This window comes from Pseudomonas sp. R19M, assembly GCF_050312585.1.
Taxonomy (GTDB): domain Bacteria; phylum Pseudomonadota; class Gammaproteobacteria; order Pseudomonadales; family Pseudomonadaceae; genus Aquipseudomonas; species Aquipseudomonas palleroniana.
Genome location: NZ_JBNPJV010000022.1, coordinates 15,051 through 34,304, shown reverse-complemented (window position 1 = coordinate 34,304; position 19,254 = coordinate 15,051). Strand labels below are relative to the sequence as shown.

The window sequence follows — 19,254 nt, the reverse complement described above, 5'->3', positions numbered from 1 at the left end:
CGGGGGGAGCGAGTTCGCTCCCCTGGCGTTAGCTGCGTCTCTGGTTGGCCAGTTGTGCCGCCTGGGTCAATTGACGGATCAGGCGTTCACGTTCGGCAGTTTCCTGGTCGGTAATCGACTGGCGCCGGTCCAGGTAGGTGTCTGAGCGTTTGTCCGTCACTGCCTGGTTCAACGCATTCACCTGGTGCCGGGTGATGGTGTCAATGGTGCTGAAAGGCTCCGGGTAGCTGCGGGCGAGGTATTCGAGCCAGAAGTCTTCCTGCAACAAAGAGGTCTGCGGCGCGTCGGTCTTGCTGATGTCCCGCAGCTTCTGCCGGGCATTGGCAATATCCCTGGACTTGACCCACTCCCGTGCCGAATACAACAGCTCTTCCTGATGCACCGGCAGGTTGAACTCCTTTGCCAGGCTCATGCGCAAATACAGCTTCACCTCGGCATCGTCAGGATCGACCTGGGCCTCGCGCAGTGATTTCAGATGGTCCTCGGCGAACTGGTCGAGTGTGCGCAGGTAGAACAGGCTTTGCGCCAAGGCCAGCAGCTCGCGTTCGGCTATGGCGATGTTCGATTGCGCCTTGGCCACGTAGCGCAGGTGGCGGATTTCCATATCGATAAAGGCCAGGATCGCCCCATCACCACAGGTGCCTGCCAGGTAGGTGTTGAGGAATACGTCGTTACGTAACTCGGTGGAATCGCCCATGGCGTTCAGCAGGTGCCACACCCGTTGGGTCAGGGCTTTTTTCGAGGTTTCGTTCTTTACATAGGCATAAGACTTGGTCAGGTCCTTCAGTACGCGAAATGCGTCATCGGAGCTCGCGTCCTCGTTGCTCTTCAATAGGTCCCACAGCTTTTTGCAGGCCGCGTGTTCGGCAGCAGGGATGCCGGTAAGCCAATCATTCAAGTCGGCCGGCACGTTCTGTTGATGCTGGATGCCCGGCAAGGGGCCGCCCAGCCTGACGCCGGTCTGGGCGTAGTAGTCGTTTATCCGCTCTAGCGTGTCGGCGTCCAAGGGGTTGTCGTGCAACACCGTATTGCGATTGGTGCGGGCCATGCTGGTGTTGAACAACGCGTCGGGAAGCGTGGTAATACGGTTTTCCTGAAGCATCAACGCACCCAGGTCGTCGCGGGTTTCGGCACCTATTGGCCATTGAGTGAGGCCGGTATTGCGCAGTGACAGAACCGTCAGCCTCGGCATGCTGCTGATATCCGGTGGCAGGCCCAATGGGTTGTTATCCAGGTGCAGTTCTTCCAGGCGGGTCAGGGTGCTCAGGCGTTGCCGGGATTCGTCGGTCAGCACGATGTTGTTGTCCGCCAGGAACAACTGTTCCAACTGGGTCATCGCGGTGATGCTGGCGGGCAGCTCCGTGAGCATGCAGTCGATTTTCAGATACTTGAGGTTGGCGAACTTGCTCAGAAACGCATTACCGGTGGCCGGGAAGCTATCGGCGGCGATATGCAGGTAATCGATATGCGCAAAGCCCTGGGTGCCCAGGAGAAAATCGGTGTCGGGCAAGTCGTTGTCGCCCAGTTGCAGCTTGAGCACGTGCACGTCGAGCAGGCCGTCGGCATACAGTACGCGGGTTTCCTGACGCCACGCGCTGCGGATCTGTTCGGCCAGGTAGCGCCGCTGGCCGAGGTTCATGCCCAAGGGGTCGGTGGCGGGGGCGTCGTTGGCGTGGGGCGATTCCGCCCAGCGGGTAAGGCCGTAATCCAGGGCCTGGTATTCGGCCTTGCGCCGCTCCAGTTCGAGCAACGCGGCGGGTTCGCTCATGCCCATTGCATCAATCAGGGCGTTGGCTTTGGCCACGCTGAAACTGGTGTAGATCTCGCGCACCTTGCTGACCAGATCCACCGGCTGGCGGGCGTGGAACGGCCATAGGTCGCTCAAGGTAAACGGGTAGGCCGTGAATGAACTGTTGACCGCCATCGGCGGCTGCAGCCAGTACGGAATATTCGGCAGATCGAGCAGGGCCTTGATCGCCACGCGCTGGCCCAGCGCGAGGTCAGCGAGGCGGTGCCGCAATGGGGTCAAGTCACCGCTGTCGTCAATGCCCAGGGCCTGGCGCTCAGTTTCGGAGAGCAGGTCGGCGACGCCCCCGAGCAGGTCGCTGGTTTCTCCCAGCGCCTGGCCCATGCCGTCGTAAGCCCGATAGCCGTTGTCCATCTTCACCAGAACCCGACGATCATTGCCGTCGAGGATCCCGGCATGCTCCAGCAAGCGCCCTTTAGGCGTACCTGCGTGGATATCCAGGCGCAGGGCCGCCGGCCAGCCGGGGACGCTCTTGAGCAAATGCAGGATGATCTTTGCGCTGTCGGGGTTGGCCAGGGTCGTGAGGTACAAACCTTCGAAGGCGCGGTTCAGGCGCACATCATGGGCGGTCAGGCGCGCCTGTTCTGCCAGGCGCAGGCCGACCTCGTCGTGATCGTGCAACTGCTTGAGTTCCTGGCGGCTGGCATGCTCCAGAATCGCCTTCGCCGCGCTGATGGGGAGTGCCGGATGATGGTTCTGCAAGCGCTTTTCCAGGCGAGTGCCGCTCTGTTCGCTCTGGCGGTAGAGGATATCGAATAGCTGAGCGCGTTCCTGATGAGCATGCTCGGCGATTTTCTTCGCCAGTTTGAACAATCGCTCCTGCTGGGTCGCGGGCAGTTCGCCGAGCAGTGCCTCGATCAAGGCGGTGTTCAATACGATATTTTTCAGCGGCTCGGGGCCGTGGCTGTCGGCCTCGCTGATGCGGATCTTCTCGGCGTCGGGGTTGAGTTGGCTCGGGTACTGTCCGAGCACCTTGCCGTGGCTGTCGACCACTTCCAAGGCATGGCTGCGCGGCCATCCGGGCAAGGCGCTGACCAACAGCAATTGCAGCGAAGCCCGTGCACTGCGGTTGGCCGTGTAGGTGGTCATGGCGCGGATGAAGTGCAGGATCTCGCGCTCGAGGCGAAAGCGCTTGCTGGTATCAATCAGCAACGGAGGGGGAGCCAGGCCGGCGCTGTGCACTTCGCGCAAGGCCCGCGACGGGGTGTCGGTGAGCTTGAGGATGTGTTGCGCGGTGGCTTGGTCGACGTTGAAGTCCTCGCTGCCGAGGCGATAGAACAGGTGGTGGTCGTCCCAGGACAACGGGTTTTCGTTGGAAAGCCGCCACGCGCCACGACGATTGTGCTCCAGGCGGGGCGTGTCGACACCGACTTTTTTCGGGTGCTTGAGCCGCCATTTGAGCCGGGTGTGGTCATAGGTCACCGGGTACAACGAGCCATACAGGGGCAGCAGTTGTTGCCCGTCGAGTTCGTAAAGGCCCAGGGCGTCGGGTAACAGGTTGGCGGGCAGCACCACGCTTTGCGCGTACTGGCCCAACGACTGATCGAGCAGGGTGATGTAGCCTTCGGGGCTGCGTTGGGCGCTCATCAGGTCGCCAAGGGTGTTGCGCAAACCCTGGGCATCGGTGTCTGAGGTCATGCCCAGTTTCAGCCGTTCGTGGGGTTGCAGCACTGAGCCGATGGCCAGGTAGAAGCTGTCGACGCTCGGCGACACCGGGATCAGGCCCGCATTGCGCATGTCATAGGCCTGGTAATGACCGTCGCCGTAGTGCCGCAACTCCACGGTGGTGTCATCCGGGCCACTGTTGGCATACGGCTTGTCGTCGATCTCGGTGATTACGAAGTGCCGCTTGAGGGTATTGCGGATCAGGCTGGAGGCAAACTCCCGTGCCCATAGATCGGTGTCCGCATCAAAAGCCCTCGCGTGGTACAAACCATCGATCACGGCGTCGATGCGCAGGGCCGTTCGATGGTTTTCCAGGTGTTCACGCAGTACATGGGGCAGCGTGCCATCCTGCAGGAACTGCGCCCGCTCGGTGCTGCTGAAGCGCTGGTCGCGCAGCAGTTGATCAAGGTTGGCCGAGCTCAAGGGGGGGTACAGGTCACGCAGTTTTTTCAACACCGGGGTGACTTCCACCCGCGGCCGCGCGGCCCTGACCGGCACAAACACCCTGGCGGTATCGGTGGCTGCGATTTCATGGCGGGCAAAGCCTGAGTAGCGTGTCAGGGCGCTGAACAGGTCGATTCGCCGCGCTCGCGCCAGTCCACTGATCTGCAGGCGTATCCGGGCGATGCGCTGGGCTTCGGTGAGGTTGGGGCTGCCTTCTTTGCCCAGCACCGAGGCGACGGGTTGCGCACGCAGGATCAATTCAAACAAGCGCTCCTGGGTCACGGCGCCGCTGCCTGTGTCGCCCAAGGCGCTGTAGGTGCCGTCATCGCGGCGCGTGAGGGTAATGCGCTGTGATGTGTCCGGCGGTGGGTCGCTTTTGGCGTAGCTTTCGAGCGGCGTGCCGTACGGGTCGTACACGTCGATCAGCACCTGCGCCGGCCAATCCGGCAGTTGAGTCAACAGGCTCAGTACCAGGCTGTCGGCATGCGGTGGCCAATGTCCGCGCCGGTGAAAGTGGTTGATCAGTTGGTTGATCAACTGGTCCGCCTGCAGGCGACGTACCCCTTCAGTCAGGGTGATGGGGGCAGGGCTGCCCGACCACACGCGGTCCAGAATGGCGCGCGTGGTGGCCGTACTGCGCAGCAGCGTGTGCATATCGGCATCGGTGAGCGCATGGGTGCCGTTGGGCAGCATGCGCTCGGTCAATTGGCGGTCCGAGAGGGTATGGGCATCTTGCAGGTCCAGCACCCAGACCTGTTGCGCCGGGTCGAAGACAATCGTCGGGGCGTAGGCGGTGCCATCGCCGTGCTTGATTTTCCAGCGCATGGCTTGGGCGTCGTAGTCGACCTCCACCACCTGCCGTTGCCCGTTTTGCTCGAGCCAGGCGTACTGGTGACCCTTGATCGTGTAAGTGCCTTGTGGGCTGATGCGCTGGCCGTCGAGGAGGTTCTGGTCCGGCACCGCGTAAGGGCGGATATCCGGTGTCCACAGTTCATAGGTACTGTCGCTGCGCATGACTTTGCGTGGCTGGCCCAATCGCTGGATCAACTGCTCCAGGCGTTGCCGGTGCACACGCCCGGCGGTGGTGATCAACAAGCCGTTGACCGCAAGGTCGGCCACATCGCTCAGCGCCGCCGCGAACTGGCTGGCTTCGCCTTTGGCCGCTTCGTTGATGCCGGTGATCAGGCTGTAGCCCAGGCTGCCGAACACTACCGCCTGCATGACCCGGTTCAACCCGCTGACGCCACCTGGCACGGGGGTCAGCAGCAGTTGCAGAATCTCATCGGCGATCGCCGCTGCACCGTCGATCACCGCTTGCAGGTCGCGCTCCGAACGGGCGGTGGCGAGGGTTGAAAGGTTGGCCCGGTAGCGTTTCACCTGGCGCTGGGTCAGGGCTTCGACCAGGGTGTGTTTGCGGTTTTGCTTGGGGTCGGCGCTAAAACGCAGGCTGTCGAGAGTACGTTCGGGGAACAGGCGATGAAAGGTGTCATACAGGAACCCCGCCAACGGGTTCAGGCCAGGCGGGCGCGGTTCATCCTTGAGTAACTTCTGGAACCCGCGTAGTTCGGGGGTGGGCAGTTGCCTTGCAAACCAGCCCAGGTCGCCCTTGCGGTGGCTGTCCTTGAGTTGCTGCACAAACGTCTGGTTGGCGCTGGTGGCGTCCACGTGAAAGCGCAAGGCACCGTCGGGGCGGAACGGAAAGTAGGAGACGACGCCCAGGCTGGCCACTCGGATCATCAGCAAGGGCACTGCAATGGTTTTGCCGGTGCGTATGCTGAACGTCTCGAATTCAAGCGCGGGGCCGCTGCCGTCGATGGCCTGGCTGAGCTTATCGTAGAGCTCACGGGTCACGCCGGTACTGGCCCGGTTGCGATACGCCTCCAGGGCTTCGAACGCCAGGCTGGCACGCGCACTGGCCAGCAGCAGAGTCTGAAGTTTTCCGCCTTTGCGCAGGGCGTCGTTAAGGGTGGTTTGCAGTTGGCCGCCGAGGTCGAGGTCGCGGCTGATCTGGATGAATTTTTCGACGGTCAGATCCGGGTCGTCCACGCCACTGAGCGACGATGCATCGACAAAGGTTTGCCCCGCCTTGGGCGAATGACTGGTGGTGAAGTCGAAGTTGAGACAGGCCGCATCCCACAACGACAGGCTGGAATGGTGGGCACGGTATTTCCACGTATCGTAGGCCCGGCGAAAACGGCGTGCGCCTCGCCCATCGTTCATGGCACTGGTGCGCGGTTCCCAGGGCAGGGGGGCTTGCAACTCTTCTAGGTAGCGGGTGTGCAGGTAGGCCTTTTCGGGGTCCTGGCCGCCGATGCGGCTGCGCAATTGGGCCAAGCCGCTGGCCTTGAAGTCGCTGATCAGCTTGGCGTTTTGCGCGTCCACGGCCAGCAGGGCCTTGTGGGCTTCGCGTTGCAGCTTGACGTAGTCGCGTTGTTGCTCATGGCTCAGGCTGCTCATGGAGCGTGCGAAGGTTTCGCGGAGCATTTCCAGGGTCTCTTGGCGAGCCCAGGATTCGCTGGTTTGCAGCTCGCCCGACAATTCATTGAGCGGTGGATGGGTAGGCATCGACCATTTCCTTTCACTGTTAAGTGGAGGGCAAATGGAAGCATCCCCGTACCGTTCGCTGGCGCTACCTATATAGCTTGCGTGAACGGCACGGGGCGATTGGCGCGGCTACCGTGCGAGCGTGTGGACGAACGGCCGCTGGTCCAGGCGTTTGTTGAACTCCATCCAGGCGGCCAAGCCTCCCATCAGCAGCATGCCGGTGATGGCGGTGAGTAATTGCATGAGCAGGGTGTCGCCCATGAGTGCGTTAAGCATGTCTGCCAACGGCGCGAGCAACACACCGAGGCAAAACACTTCGAGCGAGTAACGGCCCATGCGGCACACCTGTTCGGCCGGCCAGTTGCGCGTCCAGCCGGTGGTCGGGAGCAACTTGGCGGTCACGTAGGCCAGGGCCAGGAAATGCACCAGGCGCACAGGTGACAGGTCGGTCTTGCTGATGGGGTAGATCAGGTCGCTGAGGGCAGCGGGCACCCAGGCGTCGTGCACCTGAGGCCAGCGCCAGGACAGCGTCAGAACCCCGGCCAGTAGCACGTAGAGCGCCGCCAGCACAAACACGGGTTGCTGCAACAACGGTCGCGGTTGAGTGGGCTCAAGCCTCTGGCTGTAGATCGCCGCCGCGCCGCCCAGTACAAACAGGAACTGCCAGGTCACCGGGTTGAAATACCACACGCCATCTGCAATCGCCCGCAGGTTCCAGCCCATCCAGGGCGCCAGCAGGTACACCGTGGCGGACAGCGCCACCACGGCCCAAGTCCGGCGCAGCATCAACGGCAATACCAGCGGCAGGCCGGCCAGCAGCACGATGTAGAGCGGCAACGGGTCCATCAGGTTGGGCTTGAAGCGCAGCAGCAGCTCGTCGGTTAGTGCCTGTTGCGGATGGGTGATGAAGTGCGTCAGGCCCATCTCCTGGACCAGGTCGCGGGTCTCCACATGGCTGTTGGCGAAGAACACGATGCCCATCAGCATGGCCAACAAGAAAATATGCACCACGTACAGCACCCAGGCTCGGCGCAGGATTTTCAGCGAGGCGAACCAGTAGCCATCACGTTGCAGGATCTTGCCGTAGGCCAATACGGCAGCGTAGCCGGCGAGGAACACAAACACCTCCGCCGCATCGCTGAAACCGATGTTGCGCAAGGTGATCTGGCCGAGTGGGTTGTGGGGGACGTGATCCCAGAAAATGAAGATCAACGCCAGGCCCCGAAAAAAATCGATGCGCGGGTCGCGTCCGTTCAGCATGGCGGCTGGCTCTTGAACAATAGGTTTAATGAAGACAGGCGAGCGCGCGTGTTGTCGTACGCCGCACGTCGGGCGGGCGCAGGGTGGCGGGATTTGTAAATGATTGCAAAAGCGGGTTATTACTGAATGTAAAGCCTGCCCGATGTCGGGCAGGCCTTGGGGATATCACGCAGCCTCGACCTCATTGGGCTCAAAACTGTCCGCCCGCGCCATCTGCCACATGCGTGAATAGAACTCGCCGTTGACCTCACCCGTCAGCAGCTCACCAGGCTTGAGAAACACATGCAGTTGTGAGAACAGCTTGATCTCTGTCGCTGACATGCGTCGCACCAGGTGTTTGGCCGACAGTTGCGACGGGTGTTCGAGACCCGCCGCCGCGAGCATTTCCGCCAGTGCCTTGAGGGTGCTGCGGTGGAAGTTGAATACGCGCTGGGCCTTGTCCGGCACCACCAGTGCCCGTTGGCGCAGCGGGTCTTGGGTGGCGACGCCGGTCGGGCATTTGTTGGTGTGGCAGCTTTGCGACTGGATGCAGCCAATCGCGAACATGAAGCCCCGTGCCGAGTTGGCCCAATCGGCGCCGATGGCCAGCACGCTGGCGATGTCGAATGCGCTGACGATCTTGCCGCTGGCTCCGAGCTTGATCTTGTCGCGCAGGTTCAGGCCCACCAGGGTGTTATGCACGAACAACAGGCCTTCACGCAGCGGCACGCCGATATGGTCGGTGAATTCCACGGGCGCGGCGCCGGTGCCGCCTTCCTTGCCGTCGACCACGATGAAGTCCGGGAGAATGCCGGTTTCCAGCATGGCCTTGGCAATGCCCATGAATTCCCACGGGTGGCCGAGGCAGAACTTGAAGCCCACGGGTTTGCCCCCGGAGAGCTCACGCAGTTGGGCGATGAAGTGCATCATTTCGATGGGGGTGGAGAATGCGCTGTGGCGCGAGGGGGAGACGCAGTCCTCGCCCATCATGATGCCGCGTGTCTCGGCAATTTCTTTGGTCACCTTGTGCTTGGGCAGGATCCCACCATGGCCGGGCTTGGCGCCCTGGCTCATCTTGATTTCGATCATGCGCACTTGCGGGTTCTGCGCCTGCAGGGCGAAGCGTTCCGGGTCGAAGCGGCCGTCGCTGGTGCGGCAGCCAAAGTAGCCGCTGCCCAGTTCCCAGGTCAGGTCGCCGCCGTTCTCACGGTGATAGGGGCTGATGCTGCCTTCACCGGTGTCATGGGCGAAGTTGCCGAGCTTGGCGCCCTGGTTGAGGGCGCGGATCGCGTTGGCGCTCAGGGAGCCGAAACTCATCGCCGAGATATTGAACACCGACGCCGAGTAAGGCTGCGTGCACTGAGGGCCGCCGACCATCACGCGGAAGGTGCTGGGGTCGCTCAGCGGAGCCGGGCGCATGGAGTGGCCGATGAATTCAAAGCCCGACTGGTACACATCGATCAGCGTGCCGAAGGGTTTGTCGGCGGTTTCGTTCTTGGCGCGCGAGTACACCAGCGAACGCTGGGCCCGGGAGAAGGGCAGGGCGTCGCTGTCGGACTCCAGCAGGTACTGGCGTATTTCCGGGCGGATGGTTTCCACCAGATAACGGATATTGCCCAGGATCGGGTAGTTGCGGCGCACGGCGTGGGGGCTTTGCAGCAGGTCGAAAATACCGATCAGGCTCAATAGGCCGGTGATCACGGTAATCGGCCACAACCATTCGTGTTCGATAAAGGGGAGGCTGGCGAGGGTGAAAATGACGCACACGGCAAAGAAGGCGTAACGGCTTAGTAACGACAGGCTCATACGGGGTTCCTTGGGTTCGGACTCATCGGCCAGGCGTTTTGCGCCTGAAGAAAAATCGACGACAGCTGCGACTGGGATTGGCTCCCCAGCCTGCTGTACGGGTATTTCTTATGGACTTTCACGGTTTACAGAGCCTTGAAGCTTACGAGCGATCTCCTTGCTGGAGCAACCGCTGGGCATCAAATAGCAGGCCCTGATGCCCGTCAGTCAGGAGAAGCGCCGTTATCTTGGCGCGTTCTATGCCGCCGTTTGCCGGATCGGCAGCACCACGCGAAACTTCGTCCCCTTGCCCACTTCGCTGCTGACGGAAATATCGCCCCGGTGTTTCTTGACGATGCCGTAGGACAGTGACAGTCCCAACCCGGTGCCTTCGCCCACCGGCTTGGTGGTGAAGAACGGATCGAAAATCTTCTGCACGGTTTCCGGGGCTATTCCACAGCCGTTGTCCGCCACTTCCAGCCACACGTTTTCGCCTTCCACCCCATTGCTGATGGTGATCGTGCCGCGCTCCGGCCCCATGGCCTGCGCCGCGTTGATGACCAGGTTCATCACCACCTGGTTGAGTTGCGAGGCCAGGCATTCGATCTCCGGCAAGGGCGCGTAATGCTTGACCACATCGGCCTTGTATTTGAGTTCGCTGGCGACAATGTTCAGCGTGGAGTCGATGCCGTGCTGCAGGTCGGCGAATTGCCAGGCCTGGTCGTTATCCACCCGGGAAAAGTTTTTCAGGTCTTTGACGATCTGTACCACGCGGCCAATGCCTTCCTTGGATTCACGGATGAGGATGGGGACATCTTCCTTGAGAAAATCCAGCTCCAGTTCGGTGCGTAAAGCCTTGAGCCGATCCAGCGTTTCCCCCGGCGCCAGCTGGCTTTCGGCATGGTGGTAGGCGTCCAGCATCTGTTGCAGCTGGTTGAAATAGCTATCGAGCGTACTGAGGTTGGAGGAGATAAAACCCACCGGGTTGTTGATCTCATGCGCCACACCGGCTGCGAGTTGCCCCAGCGACGCGAGTTTCTCGGACTGCACCAGCTGGCTTTCGAGGAGCTTGCGCTCGGCGATTTCCACTTGCAGCGCCTGGGTGCGTTGTTCCACCAACTGTTCCAGATGGGCGGTTTGCAGCGAGGCGCGTCGGGCCATGTCCCATTTGTTGGCCAGGGTATTGGCCATCTGCTGGACTTCGATATTGTCGAAGGGCTTTTTCAGGATCAGCAAACGGTCATGGGCGTGCAGGCGCTCTAGCAGCGTGTCCCAGGAGTAATCCGAATAGGCCGTGCAGACCACCACTTGCAGGTCGGGAGCGACTTTCCAGAGTTCTTCGATGGTCTTTGCCCCGTCCCAGCCCTGGGGCATGCGCATGTCGACGAAGGCCAGTGCGTAGGGCCGTTGTTCGGCCATGGCCGTTGTCAGCAGCGCCAGGCCCTCTTCGCCGCCATAGGCCGAATGCAACTCGAATGCCTGCGTCTTGGGTTTGCTCGTGTCGCCAAACAACGCTGATTCCATGTCATCCAGCGCCTGGTTGGAGTCATCCTGCGGCATCAGGATTTTGCGGAAGTCTTCGTGAATCGACGGCGTGTCATCAATCAACAGGATGCGCCGGTTAGGAGGCTGGTTCATGCGGGGCTTCCGGCAGGGGTAAGAGGGATTTTCAGGGTAAAGACAGCGCCTTGGCCTGGCCCATCGCTGTGGGCACTGAGCTGGCCGTTCATCTCAACGGCGGCCAGCGCGCAACTGTGCAGGCCGAAACCATGGCCTTCCTTACGAGTCGTGAAACCGTGGGTGAAGATGCGCGTCATGTTTTCGGCCGGTATACCTTCGCCTTCATCTTTTACACTGATCTCCAGCATGTCGTCACCCTGCGTCCGGACCGCGAGGGTCATCTGCCGTGGCCGGTCGCTGAGGTTGGACATGGCGTACTTGGCGTTGCTGATCAGGTTGACCATGATCAGCAGCAGCCGGTGTTTGTCGCCCATTACCTCGGGTACCGGCGCGAACTCCTTGACCACCGTGACGTGGTGACGGCTCAGTGCGCCGGCGTTCATGCGCAAGGCATCTTCCATCAGGGTGCTGATCTGGACCGGCTCCAGCGGGGTTGCGACACCGGCATAGGATTGCTGCGTGGAAACGATGTCCTTGATGTGATCGACACTTTTGCTCAGTTGCGCCAGTTCTTCAGCCATGCCTTGCTGTTCCACGGCAATGGCGTCCACCAGTTGGTTCAAGTAGTTGGGCAGCAACTTGCCTTTTTCGTCTTCGCTCAGGAAGGTGCCCAGGTCGTGCGGGTGCTCATTGATCAACTGCATGGCTTTGCCCAGGCCCTGGGCTTTGCTGCTGCGCAGTTTGCGTGCGACCAGGTCGGCGGAGATATTCACGCTGTTGAGCACGTTGCCGACATTGTGCAGCACGTTGGTGGCGATCTCGGCCATGCCGGCCTGGCGGGCGCTGTCCATCAGCTCGCTCTGGGCATCCTTGAGCTGTTGGGTGCGCCGTTCCACGCGTTGCTCCAAGGTTTCGTTGGCCGCCTGCAAGGCGCGGTTGACCCGGTTGACCTCGGCGAAACTGCGTAACAGGCGCACCGCCAGGTAGAGCAGCATCACCACCAGCAGGGTCGAGAAGATCAGCAGGTAGCGATGGTACTGATGGTCCACCCAATCGGACGCCTGCTGGTCCTGGTCGAGATGGGTGCTCAGGTTCTCCAGGCTTTCGGCCACCGGGACCGCGGCAATGTGCTCAAGCAGGCCATTGACCAGCGGCTGCTCGCGCAGGATCAACTCAATATGATTGCTCAGGATGTCGACTGGCGCCTGAAACTCACTGGGCAGGGTTTCCTTGTTGATCGCCAGTTTGCCCAGGCCCACCAGAATATCCGCCGCCCGCTCATCGCTGGTGACCTGGGCAAACTCCAGGCTGCTGAGCAGCAGGTCGTAGGTGTCGGTGGCCACGCTTTGTACATGCAGCCTGCTTTCATCGTCAACGCGGTTGAATTGGGCCTGGATATCGTCTTCGGCGGTCGGCAGGAACGCGAGGGAATTGCGCAGCACCGCGTTGTGGGATTTGAACTGGTCCACCAGCCGGGCTTTTTCCTGGAGGGCGGCTTCGTAGGCTTGCTGGCTGGCTTGCCAGCCAGCCAGGTCGGGACTGTCGTGGTAAGACTCACGGTTTTTCAGATCGGCCCATATCCGGGTCATTTCCAGCAAAGGCGAGACCAGCGGGTCGTAGTTACGGGTAATGGAGATCCTGGCCTTGAGCACCTCACTGTCCCACTGGGCATTGAGTTGCTGCAGTTGCCGGATCAGGTCCCGGGACTGGGTGTAGGTGGCGGTCTGGTCGCGGGTTGACTTGAGGTACAGAAACACCAGGATCGAGGCCAGAACCAAGGTCATCAGGGTGAGCAGCAGGGTGCTGGTATGGCTGCGAGACAGGGTCATAGTGGCTTACCCTCCCATTGGCCGGTCAGGGTCTTGAGAAACTGGATGATCAGGTCTTTGTCGTCCTGGGAAGGGTTGCGGCCCAGTTGGTACTTGAACATGACATCCACCGCGTCCTCCAGGGTCTTGGCCGAGCCGTCGTGGAAGTACGGCGCAGTGACCGCGACATTGCGCAGGCTGGGCACCTTGAACACGTGACGGTCTTCTTCATCCTGGGTCACCAGGTAACGGCCCAGGTCCGATTCGAGCGGGTTGCCGCGGGCCTTGAAGTAATCGCCCATCACGCCGAACTTCTGGAACATGTTGCCGCCGATGTTCACGCCCTGGTGACAGGCGATGCAGCCGTAATCTTTGAAGCGCTGGTAACCGTACTTTTCCTGGATCGTCAAAATCTCGGTGTTGCCCTGCAAATATTGATCGAACCGAGAGTTGGGGGTGAGCAGCGTACGTTCATAAGTCGCCAGGGCGTCTTGCACGTTGGCGGCGGTGACGCCATCCGGGTAGGCCTTGGAAAATGCAGATGCGTAGAGGGGCATGGCGGCCAAGTTCTGCACCACGGTTTTCCAGTCGCTGCCCATTTCAGTCGGGTTGATGACCACGTGTTCGGCTTGGGCTTGCAGGGTGTCCACCCGACCATTCCAGAACTGTTTGAAGTTCAGGCTGGCGTTGAACACGGTCGGCGTGTTGATACCGAGCGGCTTGCCATCGAAGCCCAGGGAGAATGCCTTGTTGTCGGCCCCTCCGGTTTCCAGGCGATGGCAGCTGGCGCAGGACAATGTGTTATTCACCGACAGGCGTGGCTCATTGAACAGTTGGCGGCCCAGCTCGACTTTGGCCGGGTCCAGGGTGGGCACCGGCGGCAGCGGTTTGAGCGCTTCGTCCAGCGGCGCGGCCATCAGCGGCGCGCCTAGGCCCAGCCATATCGCCAGGGTAAGCCCGTAGGTTGACACTGCTTTCAATCGCGCACTCCTTGCAAACGACTAATGATCGGGCATCAGGCTGGTCTTGCCCGCCTGCAGCAACAAGATGAACTCCTGCGCAGGCACTGCCTTGCTGAACAGGAAACCCTGGCCTTCCTCGCAGCGCTCGGCCTGGAGGAATTTCAGCTGTTCGAGGGACTCTACCCCTTCGGCGATAATGTTCAAATCCAGGCTTTTGCCCATGCCGATGATCGCGCTGATCAACTGCGCATCCTGATTGTTCACAATCAGGCCGCGAATGAATGACTGGTCGATTTTCAACACATCGATGGGGAAGCGCCGCAGGTAGCTGAGGCTGGAATAGCCCGTGCCGAAGTCGTCCAGGGCCAGACGGACACCCATGGCTTTGATCCGGTTCAACGTGATGACGGTGGTGTCGACGCTCTGCATCAACACACTTTCCGTGATCTCCAGTTCCAGCTGGGCCGGGGGCAGCCCGGTCTGCTTGAGAATGGCGGCCAGGTTCTCAACGAAGTCGCGCTGGCGGAAGTCGATCGAGGAGATATTCACCGAGATACTCAGCGGGTTCAGGCCCAGGGCGTTCCAGGCTTGAGCCTGCTCGCAGGCGCGACGCAGCACCCATTTCGTCAGGGGCACGATCAGCCCGCAGTCTTCGGCCACCGGAATGAATTCGGCGGGGCTGACCCAGCCGGAGCGTGGCTGGAACCAGCGGATCAACGCTTCGGCGCCAACGATGTGCCCGGACTTCAAATCCAGCTTCGGTTGGTAATGCAGTACAAACTCATCACGCTCCAGTGCCTGGCGGATCGCACTTTCCAGGCCCTGTTGGCGTTGCGCGCGCAGGTTCATGTCTTCAGTGTAAAAACGGAAGTCGTTCGGCCCCAGTTCCTTGCTGTTGTGCATGGCGGTTTCAGCGTGCTTGATCAACTCCACCGCCGAGCCGCTGTCATTGGGGTAAGTGCTGATGCCCAGGCTGGCGGTGACGCTCAGGTCATGCCCGGCCACATGGCGGGTCACGCTGATGGCATTGAGAAATTTTTGCGCGATATGCTGGGTTTGCTGGAGATTCTGGACATCGTTGAGCAGGACCACGAACTGGTCAGAGCCATAACGGAACACCGAATCCGATTCCCGCACGGCCTCCAGCAGGCTTTGGCTGACCTGTTGCAGCACTTCATCGCCCACCGGGTAGCCCCAGGCATTGTTGACGCGTTTGAAACGGTCCAGGCCGATAAAGACCACCGCCAGCTGGGTCTCGTGCCGTCGGCCCAGGGCAATCGCCTGGGACAGACGGTCCCCCAGCAATGTGCTGTTGGGCAGGTCGGTGAGCGTGTCGTATTGCAACAGGCGCGAGACCTTGAGCAATTCCTGCACCCGTTCCTCGATGGTGCGCTCCAGGTCGATCATCTTCAGGGCGACATCCTGGGCCAGTTGCCATTTCCAGGTGAGGGCACTGGCCATCTGGCGGATTTCCAGGTGATCAAAGGGTTTTTTCAGGATCAGCAATTGGTCGTTGTACTTCAGCCGCGCTTCGATGGCCTCGAATGAGTAATCGGAATAGGCGGTACACAGCGCGATTTGCAGCTTGGGATCGACGTTCCATAGCTGTTCGATGGTTTGCAAGCCATCCCAGCCCGGAGGCATGCGCATATCGATAAACGCCATGGCGTAGGGGGATTGCTGCGCCAGGGCTTTGTTCACCAGCTCAAGGGCTTCCTGGCCCTGATAGGCCGAGTCCAGCACAAACGCCTGGCGCACGGGCGCGGAGGTGCCGAAAAGCGTTGCTTCGAGGCTGTCCAGGGACTTTTCGCCCTCTGCTTCGGCGCAGAGGATCTTGCGAAAGTCCTCGTGGATCGAGGCGGTGTCATCGACGATCAGGATGCGACGGTTGGCCCGTCCCGGGTCGATGTTCATGGCGCGCTCCGCACAGGCAAAAGGCTCGATTGCATAACGGCTCCTTCCTTGGCTTCACCTCTGAGTGGGGGGCGAGTTGCTCTGACAGCATAGTCGAGCTCGCTTGATATCGACGGCCAGTTGGCGTCAAATTAACGCGATTGCCGCGCGATGACCTGCAGCGTGAGTCCCCCTTGCCTACAAGCGAAGGCGCAAGGTACGACACGAGGGTTCAATTTAGCTCAACTTTGTTTTATTTGAAGGCAGAGTCACCATGGATGAACAGCTCGCTACGAAATCCGTCGTTTTGCTGGTCGACGACGAAGAATCGATCCTCAACAGTTTGCGCCGCCTGTTGCGTACTCAGCCCTACGAAATACTGCTGGCCGGCGGTGGTGCCCAGGCGCTGGAGATTCTGGCCGGGCGGCACGTCGACCTGGTGATGAGCGATGCGCGCATGCCCGGAATGGACGGCGCGCAGCTCCTGGCCGAAGTGCATCGTTTGTATCCCGCCACCAGCCGCATTTTGTTGACGGGTTATGCCGATGTGGCAACCATCATCAAGGCGATCAACGAGGGCCAGATTCACCGCTACATCAGCAAGCCCTGGAATGACGACGAATTGCAGTTGGTCCTCAATCAGTGCCTTGAGCACCAGCGCCTGGAGCGCTTGACCCAGCAGCAGAATGAACAGCTCAAGGTGCTTAACAGCACACTGGAAAAACGCGTGGCGGCGCGCACCTCCGAGTTGCAACAGACCGCCGACATGCTTGACCTGGCCTACGAAGAGCTCAAGCGCAGCTACGTGACGGGCACTGAGGTGTTCTCGCTGCTGGCCAACTTGCGCCTGCCCAAGGACAAGCAGACCAACCGCGCCTTGATCGAGCTGATTCGGGTGTATTGCGCCGCCCAGTCGATGGATGAAGCCAGTACCCGCGACCTGACGATGGCCGCTGCGTTGTACAACATCGGCAAGCTGAGCTGGACCGATGGCATGATGGTTGCGCCGTCGGACAGGTTGCACAGCACCGACCGTGAGTTGTATCGCGCGTACCCGACGCAAAGCGAGTCGCTGTTGATGACCCTAGAGCCGATGAAGGATGCGGCGCGGCTCATTCGGCATCACCAGGAACGCTGGGACGGTACGGGTTTTCCCGACCATCTCAAGGAGGAGGCGATTCCGTTCGGCTCACGCCTGTTGAAGCTGGCGGTGGACTTTATCGAATTGCAAAAGGGCCTGATCCTAGAGCGGTATCTGAACAGCGACGAAGCGCTGTTGTATATCCGCAAGTATGCCGGGCGCCTGTACGATCCGGCACTGGTCGAAGACTTCGTCAAAGCCTGCGCTACTTTTTTGAGCGATGTAACCCTGGGCGACCCCAGCGTCAAAGTCCTTTCCACCCGGGAACTGGAAGCCGGCATGGTCCTGGCACGCAACCTCAATGCCGATAACGGCATGCTGCTGCTCAACGCCGGCAAGGTGTTGAACCTGCCGCTGGTGGACAAGCTGATCGCGTTCGAAGCGATGGAGGGCGCCAAATACAGCGTATTTATCAAACTACCCGAAGAGACCCCCATTCTTTAATGAGCCTTTCAACCATTCGTATTGCCGCCGCCCTCCTGATCGGCCGCGACGGCCAGACCCTGCTGGTGCGCAAGCGCGGCACCCAGGCGTTCATGCAACCGGGCGGCAAGATCGACGCCGGGGAACAACCGGCCCAGGCCCTGGCGCGCGAGCTGCATGAAGAACTCAACTTGCACATCGACCCCAGCCAGGCCCTTTACCTCGGCCACTTCTCGGCCCCGGCCGCCAATGAGCCCGGTTTTACCGTGCACGCCGAGTTGTTCCAGGTACACATCGACGTGGCGGTGGTGCCCGCGGCGGAAATCGAGGAGGTGCGCTGGATCGACCCCATGGGCGACGGCGGCCTGCACTTGGCGCCGTTGACGCGTGACCTGATCCTGCCGTTCTATCGCCAGTCGCTGACGGCATGAAGATTCGCCCGCTGGTGGCCGGCGACGCCACCGCGTATCGCGAGTTGATGCTGGAGGCCTACGGCGCCTATCCACAGGCGTTCACCTCCAGCGTGGCCGAGCGTGCAGCGATGCCGTCGAGCTGGTGGGAAAAGCGCCTTTCCAGCCCGCTGGATCGGTTGCTGGGTGGGTTCGACGGTGATGAGCTGGCCGGGATTGTCGGCCTGGCCTTTGAACCCCGCGAGAAGGCCCGGCACAAAGTGACCCTGTTCGGTATGTACGTGAGCGCGGCGCATCAGCAGCAGGGGCTTGGCCGTCAATTGGTGGAAGCGGCGCTCGATGACGCACGCCGCCAGCCCGGCCTCAAAGTGATTCAACTGACCGTCACCGCCGGCAACGATGCAGCCTTGGCGTTGTACCAGCGGTGCGGGTTTATCCAATACGGCCTGGAGCCGTTGGCGGTGCGGGTGGGCATCGAGTATTTCGACAAAATCCACATGTGGCGTGAATTGAAAGGTCAGTGATCAGCCACGGTGCTGCTCCGCGTCGTTTATCGAACGGCGCTGACCCCATCCAGCGTCGAAAACGATGTGTCCTTGGCCGTCAGCAAGAAGTCGCGCATATACGGCGCATCCAGCATGTCGGCGCGAATCCCGGCATACAGCGTCGCAAACAAACCTTTCTCGCCCAGGCGCTTGGCCTTCACGTAACCCCGCGAGCTGTACTCATGCAGCGCCCAATGAGGCATGCCGCAGACGCCACGGCCGCTGGCCACCAACTGCATCATCATCACCGTCAATTCCGAGGTGCGCACCTGGGCCGGTTCGACGTCGGCCGGTTCCAGGAAACGCGTGAAGATATCCAGGCGGTCACGCTCCACCGGATAGGTGATCAGGGTTTCGCTGAGCAGGTCTTGCGGCACGATATAGGACTTGTTCGCCAACGCATGCTGGTTGGCGACCGCCAGCATGGCTTCGTAGGTGAACAGTGGTACATAAGTGATGCCCGGCAGTTCCAGCGGGTCGGAGGTCACCACCAGGTCCAGATCGCCACGGGCCAGGGCCGGCAGCGGGGCGAAGGCGAAACCCGAGGCCAGGTCCAGCTCGACTTCCGGCCAGGCGTCGCGGAACTGGTCGATGGTCGGCATCAGCCACTGGAAGCAGCTATGGCACTCGATCGCCATGTGCAGACGCCCGGCGGTGCCGCCGGCCAACCGTGCGATATCGCGTTCGGCACCGCGCAGCAAGGGCAGGATGGCGTCGGCCAATTGCAGCAGGCGCAGGCCGGCGCTGGTGAAACGCAGCGGCTTGGTCTTGCGCACGAACAGTGGCATGCCCAGGCGTTCTTCCAGTTCCTTGAACTGGTGGGACAGTGCCGATTGCGTCAGGTGCAGGCGCTCGGCGGCTTCCACCAGACTGTCGGCTTCGCGCAAAGCGTGCAGGGTCTTGAGGTGACGAATTTCCAGCACCAGGGCCTCCATGAGTAAAACTTGCCAACACATTAATTAAGTTGA

General features: G+C 61.0%; 11 protein-coding genes and 1 pseudogene. 3 read left to right on the top strand and 9 right to left on the bottom strand.

The annotated features are described in order from the left end of the window. Nucleotides 1–28: 28 nt before the first annotated feature. From ACQRBT_RS03710 to ACQRBT_RS03675, 8 genes and pseudogenes are all read right to left on the bottom strand, one after another. A complete protein-coding gene (locus ACQRBT_RS03710; protein WP_412047593.1) occupies nt 29–6,481 on the bottom strand; it encodes an NEL-type E3 ubiquitin ligase domain-containing protein in 6,453 nt (2,150 codons plus the stop codon). 108 nt (nt 6,482–6,589) lie between these two features. Beyond that, nucleotides 6,590–7,720 (bottom strand): OpgC family protein, encoded by a 1,131-nt coding sequence (locus ACQRBT_RS03705; protein ID WP_090366509.1) that lies wholly within the window; start codon nt 7,718–7,720, stop codon nt 6,590–6,592. A gap of 165 nt (nt 7,721–7,885) precedes the next feature. Beyond that, complete coding sequence (locus ACQRBT_RS03700) at nt 7,886–9,505, bottom strand: FMN-binding glutamate synthase family protein (protein WP_161548183.1); 1,620 nt, start codon at nt 9,503–9,505, stop codon at nt 7,886–7,888. Continuing rightward, nucleotides 9,502–9,688, bottom strand: a pseudogene (locus ACQRBT_RS03695) (LuxR C-terminal-related transcriptional regulator); the annotation flags it as partial. The gene ACQRBT_RS03700 and the pseudogene ACQRBT_RS03695, both read right to left, overlap by 4 nt. Before the next feature lie 54 nt (nt 9,689–9,742). Continuing rightward, nucleotides 9,743–11,122, bottom strand: a complete 1,380-nt coding sequence (locus ACQRBT_RS03690; RefSeq protein ID WP_104995628.1) for an ATP-binding protein — start codon at nt 11,120–11,122, stop codon at nt 9,743–9,745. Continuing rightward, nucleotides 11,119–12,933, bottom strand: a complete 1,815-nt coding sequence (locus ACQRBT_RS03685; protein ID WP_412047592.1) for a DAHL domain-containing protein — start codon at nt 12,931–12,933, stop codon at nt 11,119–11,121. Before ACQRBT_RS03685 ends, ACQRBT_RS03690 begins: the two co-directional genes overlap by 4 nt. Beyond that, nucleotides 12,930–13,892, bottom strand: coding sequence for a cytochrome-c peroxidase (locus ACQRBT_RS03680; RefSeq protein ID WP_412047591.1), 963 nt, complete (start codon nt 13,890–13,892; stop codon nt 12,930–12,932). The genes ACQRBT_RS03685 and ACQRBT_RS03680 overlap by 4 nt, the downstream gene beginning before the upstream one ends. 21 nt (nt 13,893–13,913) lie before the next feature. Next, the gene (locus ACQRBT_RS03675; protein WP_412047590.1) at nt 13,914–15,788 is read right to left on the bottom strand and encodes an EAL domain-containing protein; all 1,875 of its coding nucleotides are present in this window, start codon (nt 15,786–15,788) and stop codon (nt 13,914–13,916) included. Between the two features lie 253 nt (nt 15,789–16,041). On the opposite strand from ACQRBT_RS03675, the gene ACQRBT_RS03670 reads away from it, so the two are divergent. Genes ACQRBT_RS03670 through ACQRBT_RS03660 form a run of 3 tightly spaced genes read left to right on the top strand, consistent with a single transcriptional unit; the run spans nt 16,042 to nt 18,265 of the window. After that, entirely contained in the window at nt 16,042–17,352 is a 1,311-nt protein-coding gene (locus ACQRBT_RS03670) for an HD domain-containing phosphohydrolase (protein WP_412047589.1), read from the top strand. Then, nucleotides 17,352–17,762, top strand: coding sequence for an NUDIX hydrolase (locus tag ACQRBT_RS03665; protein ID WP_060754448.1), 411 nt, complete (start codon nt 17,352–17,354; stop codon nt 17,760–17,762). Before ACQRBT_RS03670 ends, ACQRBT_RS03665 begins: the two co-directional genes overlap by 1 nt. Continuing rightward, the gene (locus tag ACQRBT_RS03660; RefSeq protein WP_060754447.1) at nt 17,759–18,265 is read left to right on the top strand and encodes a GNAT family N-acetyltransferase; all 507 of its coding nucleotides are present in this window, start codon (nt 17,759–17,761) and stop codon (nt 18,263–18,265) included. Before ACQRBT_RS03665 ends, ACQRBT_RS03660 begins: the two co-directional genes overlap by 4 nt. Nucleotides 18,266–18,291: 26 nt before the next feature. Here ACQRBT_RS03660 and metR read toward each other — a convergent pair whose 3' ends face one another. Then, nucleotides 18,292–19,209 (bottom strand): transcriptional regulator MetR, encoded by a 918-nt coding sequence (metR, locus tag ACQRBT_RS03655; protein WP_412047588.1) that lies wholly within the window; start codon nt 19,207–19,209, stop codon nt 18,292–18,294. Nucleotides 19,210–19,254: the final 45 nt, after the last annotated feature.